Source organism: Eggerthella timonensis (assembly GCF_900184265.1).
GTDB classification, from domain to species: domain Bacteria; phylum Actinomycetota; class Coriobacteriia; order Coriobacteriales; family Eggerthellaceae; genus Eggerthella; species Eggerthella timonensis.
This window is the reverse complement of the sequence record NZ_FXXA01000002.1, coordinates 85099-95706: the sequence shown is the minus strand read 5'-3', so window position 1 is coordinate 95706 and position 10608 is coordinate 85099. Positions and strand designations below refer to the sequence as shown.

The 10608-nt window shown below is 61.8% G+C and carries 11 protein-coding genes; 4 read left to right on the top strand and 7 right to left on the bottom strand.

Annotated elements, in window-relative coordinates:
• Nucleotides 1–105 precede the first annotated feature (105 nt).
• From C1A15_RS00460 to C1A15_RS00435, 6 genes are all read right to left on the bottom strand, one after another.
• On the bottom strand, nucleotides 106–2325 hold the full coding sequence (locus C1A15_RS00460) for a phage tail protein (RefSeq protein WP_101720755.1): 2220 nt from the start codon (nucleotides 2323–2325) through the stop codon (nucleotides 106–108).
• A 211-nt stretch (nucleotides 2326–2536) separates the two neighbouring features.
• On the bottom strand, nucleotides 2537–3169 hold the full coding sequence (locus C1A15_RS00455) for a Gp15 family bacteriophage protein (RefSeq protein WP_101720754.1): 633 nt from the start codon (nucleotides 3167–3169) through the stop codon (nucleotides 2537–2539).
• 3 nt (nucleotides 3170–3172) lie between these two features.
• A complete protein-coding gene (locus C1A15_RS00450; protein WP_101720753.1) occupies nucleotides 3173–3547 on the bottom strand; it encodes a hypothetical protein in 375 nt (124 codons plus the stop codon).
• Between the two features lie 27 nt (nucleotides 3548–3574).
• Complete coding sequence (locus tag C1A15_RS00445) at nucleotides 3575–4072, bottom strand: hypothetical protein (protein WP_101720752.1); 498 nt, start codon at nucleotides 4070–4072, stop codon at nucleotides 3575–3577.
• A gap of 13 nt (nucleotides 4073–4085) precedes the next feature.
• Complete coding sequence (locus C1A15_RS00440) at nucleotides 4086–4526, bottom strand: hypothetical protein (RefSeq protein WP_101720751.1); 441 nt, start codon at nucleotides 4524–4526, stop codon at nucleotides 4086–4088.
• 105 nt (nucleotides 4527–4631) lie between these two features.
• Nucleotides 4632–5222: a hypothetical protein gene (locus tag C1A15_RS00435; RefSeq protein WP_146001773.1), complete on the bottom strand. Its 591-nt coding sequence runs from the start codon at nucleotides 5220–5222 to the stop codon at nucleotides 4632–4634.
• Between the two features lie 334 nt (nucleotides 5223–5556).
• Here C1A15_RS00435 and C1A15_RS00430 point away from each other — a divergent pair, with 334 nt between their 5' ends.
• Nucleotides 5557–6207, top strand: a complete 651-nt coding sequence (locus C1A15_RS00430) for a LexA family protein (protein ID WP_101720749.1) — start codon at nucleotides 5557–5559, stop codon at nucleotides 6205–6207.
• 51 nt (nucleotides 6208–6258) lie between these two features.
• Here the strand turns inward: C1A15_RS00430 and C1A15_RS00425 are convergent, their stop codons facing one another.
• Nucleotides 6259–7011 carry an NlpC/P60 family protein gene (locus tag C1A15_RS00425; RefSeq protein WP_101720748.1) on the bottom strand — a complete coding sequence of 251 codons (753 nt, stop codon included), beginning with the start codon at nucleotides 7009–7011 and terminating at the stop codon, nucleotides 6259–6261.
• A 282-nt stretch (nucleotides 7012–7293) separates the two neighbouring features.
• On the opposite strand from C1A15_RS00425, the gene C1A15_RS00420 reads away from it, so the two are divergent.
• The 3 genes from C1A15_RS00420 to C1A15_RS00410 all read left to right on the top strand — a co-directional run bounded on the left by C1A15_RS00420 (nucleotide 7294) and on the right by C1A15_RS00410 (nucleotide 10600).
• On the top strand, nucleotides 7294–7962 hold the full coding sequence (locus C1A15_RS00420) for a 4Fe-4S dicluster domain-containing protein (RefSeq protein ID WP_245864848.1): 669 nt from the start codon (nucleotides 7294–7296) through the stop codon (nucleotides 7960–7962).
• 10 nt (nucleotides 7963–7972) lie between these two features.
• Nucleotides 7973–8974, top strand: a complete 1002-nt coding sequence (gene nrfD, locus C1A15_RS00415; RefSeq protein WP_101720747.1) for an NrfD/PsrC family molybdoenzyme membrane anchor subunit — start codon at nucleotides 7973–7975, stop codon at nucleotides 8972–8974.
• A gap of 72 nt (nucleotides 8975–9046) precedes the next feature.
• Entirely contained in the window at nucleotides 9047–10600 is a 1554-nt protein-coding gene (locus C1A15_RS00410) for a molybdopterin-dependent oxidoreductase (RefSeq protein ID WP_180952946.1), read from the top strand.
• Nucleotides 10601–10608: the final 8 nt, after the last annotated feature.

Below are 10608 nucleotides of genomic sequence, written 5' to 3'. Positions count from 1 at the left end.
AAACCCAGACTTGCGTGTCGTTCGATCGGCTGATCGAGGCTTCAACTCCGGCGTACAGAGCCCGTTGGTCTCCATAGGGTTGGTTCGCGCTTGACCATTGCATGCTTACATCGCCCCCATTCGTATCTGACGGCGGACGCCGTTCCAGAGCGTGGTTGCCGCCTTCGTGGCGGTTGGGTCTCCGGAGAGGTCCACCTTTTCAATCGTGTAGTAGTTGTTCGTGACGGAGCCGAACGTGCCCAAAGCTGTGGCCAGTGCCTCGTTGAGCCCGAAGCCGCTCACCAAGGTGCCGATGGCGCTGCGGGAGAGCTCTGACATGTTGAACCCGACGGGTATGTCGATGGTGGGGAGGTCGGTTTTCGCTGCATCGACCACGTCGTCGGTCAGCGATTTCATGGCATCGACGGCGTCCTGAGCTTTGTCGGCGATGCCGTTTGCGAAGCCTTCGGACACGTATCCGCCGATGCCCTTGAACACCTTCGATGGCGAAGCGATGCCCAGCAGCGACTTCGCCCAGCCGATCGCGTCGTCGATGACGCCTCCGATTGCGTTGATCACGCTCTGGGCGGCACCGGTTATGCCGTCGACGATGCCCTTTATCAGGTTCTCGCCGGCGGACATCATGTCGTCTGCAAAGCCCTTCACCTTGTCGATGCCTTGTCGAATCAGGTTGCTCAGCGCGTTGCGCAAGTTGTCGAGCACTTTGGGAACCGCTTCCACTATCTTCTGGAAGAGCTCTCGCGCTTTCGTTCCCATAGAGTCGAAGAACGTCGACACGTGGTCGATGCCTTTTCGGATGAGCTCGCTGACTTTGGACAGCAACGAGTCGATGATTTTGGGAACCGCGTCGGCAATGGCCATGAACAACGTGACGGCGGCCGCCAGCAGCACGGGAATCAGAGTCGGCAGCGCTTCGCATACCGCATCGATGACCGTGGGAATGGCGTCGATGAGCGCAGGGATGATCTGCGGCAGAGCTTCCACCAGCGCCGTGAATAGCTGAATACCGCCCTCGATGAGCTGAGGCAGGAAGGCGACCAACGCCTCGATGAAGCCGGTGATGAACTCGGGAAGCTTTTCAAGCAGAGGAGGGAGCACTTCGATAAGCGCTTGTCCTAGGGCGAGAAAGAATTGCAGGCCTGCTTCCAGGAGGGCTGGCATGTTTTCGATGAGGGCGGAGCATAATCCTTCGATGAAAGGGGGAAGCTGCTCGATCAAAAGGGGGAGGACTTCGGTTAAGGCGCTGACGAACGTGGTGAACAGCTGAATACCCGCTTCCAGCAGCGTCGGTGCGAGTTCGACGAGCGCTTCCCCAAGCGATACGAGCATATCGGCCAATCCGGCGATAAGCGTCGGCAGCACTTCGGGCAGTACTTCGACGATCCGGCTGAAGGCATCGACGAAGGCGCTGGTAAACGCCGGCATGATTTCCACGACTTGATCGACGAACTTCGGAAGGGTTTCGCTGATCTGCTGTGCGACCACGGGGAGGTTCTCGGTGATGCTCGTCAAGCTGGCGATGGCCTCGTTCGCCATCTCCCCCAGGTTCTTGCCGCTTCCCACTGCCGAGATGCCGAGCGCGAGCAAACCTCCAGCGAGTGCGCCCACCCCCGCGGTGGCGGCGGTGATGCCCTTCGACATCCCCCCTGCTATCGAGCCGATGCCGCTCAATGCGGAGGACAGGGCGCCGCCCGCCTTCTCCGAGATGCCAGAGAAGTGCTCGCTGAATGCGGCGGCCGCATCGGACGCGGCTTTTCCGAGCGAGCCGGTCAGCGTCGACAGTACGGGACCGACCTTCTCGGTAATGCCGGAGAACTTCTTGGCTACGGCGTCGCCGATGCCGGTGAACTTCTCCGCAACGGCGTCCTTGATCGCCCCGAACCGGTCGGCGATGGGAGAGATCAACCCTTTTACGGCATCTCCGAGCCCCGACAATTTCGAGGCAGCGTTCTTGATGGCGTCGAATTGCTCGGATGCGACTTCCGCTGTTTTCCGAAATGCCTCGACGGCGCCGTTCTTGAACGTTTTAGCTGCGTCGGCGATGGCGCTGCCCATGTTCTTGACGCGCTCGACGACGGAACCCACGAGTTCGCCGAGGGCGGATTGGATGGTGCTCTGGGCGGTGAGGGCGCTTTTCACGATACCGGAGATCGCGTCGGCCAAATCGGTCAGCGACTTGGGAACTCCGGCGATGTTTCCGAGTTTGGCAAAAGCCGCTCCCAGGTTTGAGAGCTGCTTGTGCGTTTCCTGCACCAGGGTGTTTACCGCTTTGGTGAACCGTTCGGGGTCGAGCGTGGCTTCGACAGTGACTTCGGTATCAGGCATGGGGCTTCCCCCTGTTCTTCTGGCTGGTTGTTTTCATTGACTGCTCCTTTGGGTTTCAGACGGTTCGTGCGTACGTGAGAAGAACCTCCTTTCTCTTGGTGCGATCCGTAGAATGTCAGGGGTGTCACTTGCGTCCGGTCGGAAAAATCGAGCCCCACGCAAGGGCGCGAGGCTCGATTCGGTATCTGCATTGCGGATGGTGCGACGATGTCTACACGCCCAAAGCCCAGCGGTAGCGGAGGCTGGTGAGGGCCATGGCTTCTTCCTCGGTTCGGGCTGGCAGCATGAGGGCGGTCTTGCGCTTCATCAGCTGCTCGACGGCATCGCGCCCCATTTTCTTCTCGTCGGGAACGGCGCCGCGCACGCTGATGGCGTCCATCGTGCTCGAGGATTCGCTGAGGTTCCGAAACAGCGACCAGAATCGCCACCAGTGCAGGCGCAGCGTTCGGTCGGTCAGGTCGAGACCGTATTCGCGCTGGAAGTCGGCGATGACGCGACCCGCGTCCCAGTCCCAGTCGAAGACGCGCGTGCCGACTCCTGTGCGCCCTTCGGCGAGAGATGGAGGGCGGGGCTCGAAGAGGTTGAAGAATCCGAGCGCCGCCTCGAGGGCGGCTTCCGGATGCTCGACAACCGCTTCGGGCAGTTCGAGGGCCCCTGCGCGCGACGACGCGGTTCCGAAATACAGGAACAGCAAGGTGCGCGCTTTGTCGTCGTCGCTCACCGTGGGGTCGTCGGTCAGCCTCATGACCTGGATGCCCGTTCGATGCGACGCGTTCAAGGGAACGCAGGCCCCGCCAACCGCAACGGTTGACGGTGCCTGCTCCAGAAGGATGTTGGGATCCATAGCCTATGCGTCGGCGTTCTGCCAATCGATGTCGGGCAGATAGGTGCTGAGCGTGGCTTTGAACGAGGTGTCCACGCGGCTCTTCGCTATCTCGGAATACAGGTAGGCGAACAGTTCCAATCCGTCGATGAAATCGAACGGCCGGTTCGCGAACACGTCCTCGAACTGCTCTTTGCCCAGCAAGGCGATCAGGTAGTTGTGCACGTCGGCGGACAAGGCGTTGATGCGACCCTCGGTCATCTTCGCGTAGTCCGTGTGCTGGAGCTTCTCGCTCCAGCGCTCGACCTTGTCCAGCATGGAGGCGTCGCCCATGTTGATGGTGTACTGCTTGCCGCAGATCGTGACGTCTACGGTGTGGCTGGAAAACTCGAATCCCATGTCATCTCCTTCGTCGTGTGGTCGGTGCTATCCCTGCGCGGGCGCGTCGCCGGCGGCGAACGTCTTGGTCGTCGGATTCCACGTGCCTTCGGTCCAGCCGTCGTCGGCCATGCTCAGCGAACCGCCCGTGACCACCGGCTGACCACCGTTGGCGTTGCTCGGGTCCGCGGGGTTGAACATGAAGGCCGCCATGTCGGCCGTCTGCGCGCTTGCCGTGCCCAGCCATGTGTACACGCGGCACACCTCGCAAGCGAGGTCGGACTCGTTGCGGTGTTCCATGACCCACGCCTCGAGGGCGCCGCCCTTCACCGTGTCCTTGGTCCAGTTGATGGAGCACGCACGGCCCTGCACGAACGTGGGGGACACCTTGCGGTCGAGCCACGCGGGCTCGTAGGTCTTGGGGTCGGCGCTCGGCTCCCACGTCAGCAGCTCGGTGGCCTGCGTCCACGTCGGCTCGGCGCTGGTCCCGGTGTTGATGTAGTACTCAAGCTCGTTGCCCCACACGGGTACGGTGTTTTCGCTCATAGTGTTGTTCCTCTCATCGATGCGCTTGGTATTTCAAGGTGAGTTCGGTTTTCCAGTCGGCATGGCCTTCGGTCGAGTCGATGCGACTGGGCAGGGTGTCCGACGAGACTCCCCAAGGCGTGCGTCCGGCTCCCAAGTCGATTTCGGTCCGTTCGACTTCCGACGCGATGCGGGCGAGCAGCGCTCTCGCATCAAGCCGTCCCTGGTCGTCTTCGGCGATCAAGCGCAGCTGCAGGGAGAATCGGTAAACCGCGATGCAGCCGCCGTCGAGGTAGCGTCGTTCGATGGGATCGCCTCCCAGCGTCTGCATGATGATGCAGGGGAGCTGGAGGGCATCCGTCGGCGCGTGCTCGTACGTGCAGCTTTTGATTTCAGGAGCTTGGGCGACGATCGTCTCGAGGGCTTCGAACACGCAGGCGGCCACGTCGACGTGCTCCGTACGGGGGTTCGTCATTGCTTTCACCTCCTTTCGTTAGATCGGGCGGGTCGTTCCGAATGCGATCCGAATCGGGTTCGTGCTCGGTTCGGCGTTCGCAACGGGTTCAGGATGTCGAAGGTGTCACCCGTTTCGATTCGGCGATTTGCGCGGATTGGCTCCGATCTTCTCGCGCATGCGACGCAGCCTCGTCTTTGCGGCGTCGTAGCGAAGTTTGAGCATGCGGCATTCCCATGTTTCCATGGCTTCCAGGTAGCGAGCGTCCTCGGTGCTGCGCTCGGATTGCTGAGACGAGGGAACGTATTTTTTGCTGGGATAAGGCGGCAAGCGCTTCGTCGTGCGCTCGGCTTCGGTTTTCTCGTAGATGGCGCGTTCGCCGGGCTTCATGGCCGCAAGCGCGTCGGCGCACGCTTCCTCGCGGCGGATGATCTGGTCTCTCATCGTGCAGACGCGGCACCAACCGGTGTTCGTGTTGACGCTGGTGCGCCAGGTGGCGCATTTGTCGCACCAGACCAGCTTTGTCGTGGGCGGATCGAGGGGCAGGTTCAACTCGCGAGCTGCTCGCTCAACGGACGCCGCGTCGCGCTCGAGCGCTTGGGCGATGTCGGCAAGGGACTGCTTTCCCGCGGCGTTTCTCAGGTAAGCGCGCTCGGGCTCGCTCCAAGGACGTGGTGCTTTCGGTGTGTTCCGGTGCGGTCCGTAAGGCTGTGTCATGGTGATTCCTTTCGAGCGCAAGAATGTCGAGACGAGGCTCTGCTCCTGGTCAGAGTAGAGCCAGCACTAAAATTACAGTAGGTGTCACTTATTCTGATTCGAAAGGTCAGGTATATGCATGCTAGGGATGGGAATTTGACATGGTATTATGGGAAAAATAAAGTGATGAACTGGTAAAACAAAACGATTGTGTTTCACGTGCATTCATCATCCTTCGCAAACCATATGTTAACTGGTTACTTTTATACTATAATTAAACTTATATATCTTGTAAAGATTAATTATAGTAAACTATAGCTCATTGAGGATTTGTTAAATCTGGGAGATTGAGGTCATGATGGGGGTTGGCGAAGGCATCAGGCGGATCCGTTCGCTGCATGGATTGACGCAGGAAGAGCTGGGGAAGATCGCCGGCGTCTCGTCGATGGCGGTGTCGCAGTGGGAAAACGATCGCGCCGTCCCCCGATTGGGAGCCGTGCAGCGCATTGCCGACCATTTCGGCATCAGCAAGAGCGAGATCCTCGAAAGTGAGGTGGCCGAGCGCGTCGTCGGGTCGGTGCACTACGAAGTGACGTCGCTCACCGCGCCCGTGTACGGTCGCATATCGGCGGGCGATGCGCTTGAGATGCTGCCTGCAGACGATGAGGCCTACGTCATCCCCCCCATTGCGAAGAACCATCCCAACGGGTTCTTCCTCACGGTCTCGGGCGATTCGATGGACAAGATCATGCCCGACGGGTCGCTCGTTTACTTCGACAAGGACGTGGACGTGCGCAGCGGCGACATCGTCGCGGTCACGGTGAACGGCGACGATGCCACGATGAAGCGCATCTTCTTCGCGGGAGACACCATCGTCTTGCATCCCGAAAGCAACAACCCCGCGCATCGCGACCGTTCCATCGATGCAAGCGACCCCGACGCCCCCAACGTCCGTATCCTCGGAAAAGCCGTCTGGCACTACCTCGTCTACGACGACCGGTTGTAGGAGCGCAAAGGGGCCGCAGTCGGAAGATTGCGGCCCCTCGTAGGTCGGATTCTACTTAGCTTGCAGCGCCTTTACCAATTTTGTGAGTTCGTCGAGCTTCGTCTGCATCTTCGGAATCTCTTCATAGGCGCTGAGTCCGTACGTTCGCGCCCAGGTGAGCAGCTGCCATGCGGGGATGTCGCTGCCGCCATGCGTGTCGGTGATCCCGTGGTCCCAGACGTCGTCCTCGGCGTTCATGGCATAGTAGCGACCCCACGACAAGTGCTGGTAAGCCGGGTACGTTTTTCCGTTCGGGTCGGTGATGGGAAAGTTCCAGATTTCAGATGCAGTAGGCATGTCGCCACCTTCTCCTTCGTTGTCCAATACGCGTCGCACCATCCACGTGATGCATCCGTAAGCCTCCATCCAGGTCTGAGCCCTTTTCTCCGAAGGTCCCATGCCTCCTGGATGGCCGATCATCGTGCCGTTGCCGCAATACACTTCGATGTGGCAAAGGTACTGCGAAAAATCCCAAAGGTCGCGATAACTTGCTGTCATGAGGATTAAATCGCCCGCTCGCAGTTCGTTCCACGGGATCTCGCTCGGATAATGCCCGCGTGCGATTTCGAGTCCGGCGCTCGATTGTTCTCCGGTCCAACTGCCGATGTCGATATCCGCTACTTTTCGATACGCCCATCTGACGGCACCCGAGCAATCCGTGCCTCCATAGCGTTCTGGGTCGGAGCGTTGCGGTTCGTCGTTGGTGTAGTACCACGCCCCAGCAACTGAACGCATTGCTGAGACTATGTCACTTCCCGTTGCCATTGCTCACCTCCTCTGCCACATGGCAAGCGAGCATCTCGTCATTTTCGATGACTTCGCTATTGCCTTTCGGAGGATGTTCCACCTCTTCGTTCATCGATGCTCCTTTCCTTCCTCCGGCCGATATTGCATCGCACGCGTCTCGAGGCTTGGACGACGTCGTCCTGCGCGACGATTGCATCATGCCGGAGGTTGTCACTTCTCTCTGCCCCCCCCCTCCTTGACCGTGCCCTTGGGGCACGGGGTAGGCTCTTCTTGTTGGAGATTCGGGAGATAGGAGGAGCTATGGGGGAAGTACGACTCGTGACCCGGCGCACGGCGATCGGAGGCGCGCTCGCGCTGGGCGCGACCGCGATGACGCTGGGCTGCTTGGGCGGCGCTCGCGCGCCCGCGCATGCGCAAGAAGGGGCCGATGCGCCCTCCGCGTCGGAGGAGCCGTCGAAACAAGCGCAATACGGATTCCTGCTCAACGTGAAGAACTGCGTCGATTGCGGCGAGTGCGTGGAGGCGTGCCGGCTGTGGAGCCGCACGCCCGCCAGCGCCCAGGCGCGGCGCACGGTGCGCACGTACGAGATCGCCGGAAAAGAGGTGCATGTGTCCACGTCGTGCATGCATTGCGCGGTGCCTGCGTGCGCGTCGGTGTGCCCGGCGGGCGCCATTTCGAAGGGCGACGGCGGCGTGGTCACCGTGGACAAGGATCGCTGCATCGGCTGCAAGTACTGCCATCAGGCGTGTCCCTACGGCATACCCCAGTACACCGCGTCCGGCATGGACAAATGCGACTGCTGCCTGGAAAGCGGCGTCCCTCTCGGCGAGATGCCCCACTGCGTGCGCGCCTGCAAGGTGGATGCGCTGAGCTACGGGCCTCTCGACGACCTTATGGCGCAGACGAAGGGCAAGGCGCAACGCGTCGACGGCAGCACGGGCCCCTCGTATCTGCTGCTGCGTTCGTGAGGAGGGGGCTATGGAGACAATGCAAACGGTATGGGGATGGCAGCCCGCGCTCTATCTGTTCTTGGGAGGCGTCGGTGCGGGCGCGTTCATCGCGGCAGGCGTTCTCGTGCTCGCGGATCGCGAAGGCTCGCGCAGCGTCGCGGGCGCGTCGATGTGGGCGGCTCTCGGCTGTCTGGGCGTCGGCTTGCTGTTGCTGCTGTCGGAGCTGACGAACCCGCTGCGCGGGCTGTTGCTGTGGCAAAGCTTCAGCAACGGCTCGTCGTGGATGACGTTCGGCGCCTGGGCGGCATTGCTCGCGCTCGTCGCGTTCGCGGCGTCGGCGCTGCTGGTCACCCGCACGACGCAGGCGTTCGTGCTGAAGCGCTGGCCTGCGTTCGCCGCGCGCGAGCATGCGGTGTGCACCGCGCTCGTGTGCGCGGGCATGGCGTTGGCCGCCTGCGTGGCCGTGTACACCGGCATGCTGCTCATGAGCGTGCCCGGCGTGCCGTTCTGGAACACGCTTTTGCTGCCGTGCCTGTTCACGGTGTCGGCGCTCGACACGGGCGTCGCGCTCGTGGAAGTGGTGTCCGTCGTGCTTGCGAAGCGCGAGGAGCTCAAGCCTCGATCGCGCCGCCTGCTCGAAGGCTCGGTGGTGGCGCTCGTGGTGCTGGAGGGCGCGGTGCTGCTGTTGTTCATGCAGGCCATGCTGGCCGGCAACGTGACGAGCGTCTGGTCGCTGGGATCGCCGGCCGCCGCAGCGACGATGTCGGCCCAGATGCTGACGACGGGGTCGCTGGCCCCGGTCTTCTGGGGACTGCTCGTGGCGTGCGGCCTCGTCGTGCCGCTTGCGGCGGCGCTCGTCGGCCTCGTCGTCGGTCGCAAACAGGAGAAGCCGAGCGCAGCCGTCCATGCGATCACGGCCGTGGGAGCGATCGGGGCGCTGGCAGGAGGGTGCGCGCTTCGCTTCCTCGTCCTGCTGGCCGGCGTTCATGCCGATCTCGTAGCGGATTCGGTGATGCGGCTCTTCTCGTGACACGCGGGCGCCGCATGCGCCCGGCACAACCATAGCGCACCGCGACGGTGCATCGAATAAGGAGGAATGGTCATGCGAGTAAGGAAGATCGGCCTGGTGATGGCTTCGATATCATGCGTCGCCCTCGTCGCCGCATGCGCCGGATGCGCGCAGCCGGCGGAGGAATCGACGCCCGACCCCGAGGTGATCACGCAGTATCTGCCCGAGGTCGTCGAGCAGGACGACGGCACGCGCATCCAGCGCACGCCGACGGAGGGCGAGATCACCACGGCGCTCGACACGTCGTACACGTACCACCTGCCCGACGGGGCGTACCCGTTCAACACGTACTATCTGAAAGCCGACGACAAGGGATGCAACTCGTGCCACGACGACTTGGCGCAGACGCTCAATGACATGGAGGCGTTCGACCATGTCGACCTGTCGAATTCGTTCGGCATCCAGACGACCGTGCAGATGTGCAAGGATTGCCACACCTTCGGCTACGGCTACCAGACGAACCAGAACTCGTTCGGCTCGCTCATTCACGGCATCCACGACACCGCTGACAAGGCCGAATGCTGGAACTGCCACGTGGGAACCGGCGCCGGCGACGGCATGGAGCTGTGGGACGAGAAGAAGCACTCCCAGCTGCGCGGCATCACGCCGGTGGCCGACGTGACGGGCGACTTCTCGTTCAACCAAGACAAGACCACGCCGGTGGCCGACCTGTTCGACTTCGGCTGGGATTACTTCGATCTGGATTACCTGCGCACCGACAACACGAAAAACAACGTGCCGCTCGACCAGGAGATGTACGACACCTGGACCATCACAGTAAGCGGCGCCGTCGACCGCGAGGTCACCTACACGCTGCCTGAGCTCATCGAGAAGTATCAAAGCGAAACGAAGCCCATCACGTTCCACTGCACGCTCAACCCGACGGGCGGCCCGCTTATCGGCAATGCCGAGTACACGGGCGTCCCGCTCAGCAAGCTGCTGGAGGAGGCGGGCATGAGCCCCGAGGCGGGCGCGCTCACCTTCATGGCGCCCGATGGGTTCACCGAATCAGTGCAGATGACGAACTTCTCCGAAGCGTACATCTGCTACGAGATCGACGGCGAGAGGCTGCCGTGGAAGCAGGGCTATCCGGTTCAGCTCGTGGTGCCGCATTCCGGCGCGCCCGCCAGCGTGAAGCAGGTTTCCGACATCGTGGTGAACACTGCCGACGAGGCCGCCGAGATCCACGAGTGGAATGGTTGGCCCAAGGAGACGGAGGGCACGGCGTACTACACCCCCGAAGGGTGGCCCTTCACCGATGACAACGGCTACCAGAACAAGCCGAACGTTGCGCTGTTCGATTTCCAGGAAGGCCAGGTCATCGAGACGAACAAGCCCTATACGTTCACCGGCTACGCCGCAGCTTGGGACAAGCGGATCGCGGCGGTGGAGTTCTCGATGGACGGTGGCGTCACGTGGACGCGCTTCGAGACGCCGGGCGTGTCGCGGGACAACTGGGTCATCTGGAACTTCACGTACACGCCCGACGTCGATTCGGCGTACGTGCTGTCCATCCGCTCGGTTACCGATGAGGGCGATGTGACCGAGGAGCCCATCGAAGTCATGTTCAACGCGCAATCGAAGTAGCGGGGGAG

Bases quoted from the DNA above. Each gene is read 5' to 3' on its own strand.
- C1A15_RS00460 (WP_101720755.1), bottom strand. From the start codon at position 2,325: ATGCCTGATACCGAAGTCACTGTCGAAGCCACGCTCGACCCCGAACGG.
- C1A15_RS00455 (WP_101720754.1), bottom strand. From the start codon at position 3,169: ATGGATCCCAACATCCTTCTGGAGCAGGCACCGTCAACCGTTGCGGTT.
- C1A15_RS00450 (WP_101720753.1), bottom strand. From the start codon at position 3,547: ATGGGATTCGAGTTTTCCAGCCACACCGTAGACGTCACGATCTGCGGC.
- C1A15_RS00445 (WP_101720752.1), bottom strand. From the start codon at position 4,072: ATGAGCGAAAACACCGTACCCGTGTGGGGCAACGAGCTTGAGTACTAC.
- C1A15_RS00440 (WP_101720751.1), bottom strand. From the start codon at position 4,526: ATGACGAACCCCCGTACGGAGCACGTCGACGTGGCCGCCTGCGTGTTC.
- C1A15_RS00435 (WP_146001773.1), bottom strand. From the start codon at position 5,222: ATGACACAGCCTTACGGACCGCACCGGAACACACCGAAAGCACCACGT.
- C1A15_RS00430 (WP_101720749.1), top strand. From the start codon at position 5,557: ATGATGGGGGTTGGCGAAGGCATCAGGCGGATCCGTTCGCTGCATGGA.
- C1A15_RS00425 (WP_101720748.1), bottom strand. From the start codon at position 7,011: ATGGCAACGGGAAGTGACATAGTCTCAGCAATGCGTTCAGTTGCTGGG.
- C1A15_RS00420 (WP_245864848.1), top strand. From the start codon at position 7,294: ATGGGGGAAGTACGACTCGTGACCCGGCGCACGGCGATCGGAGGCGCG.
- nrfD (WP_101720747.1), top strand. From the start codon at position 7,973: ATGGAGACAATGCAAACGGTATGGGGATGGCAGCCCGCGCTCTATCTG.
- C1A15_RS00410 (WP_180952946.1), top strand. From the start codon at position 9,047: ATGCGAGTAAGGAAGATCGGCCTGGTGATGGCTTCGATATCATGCGTC.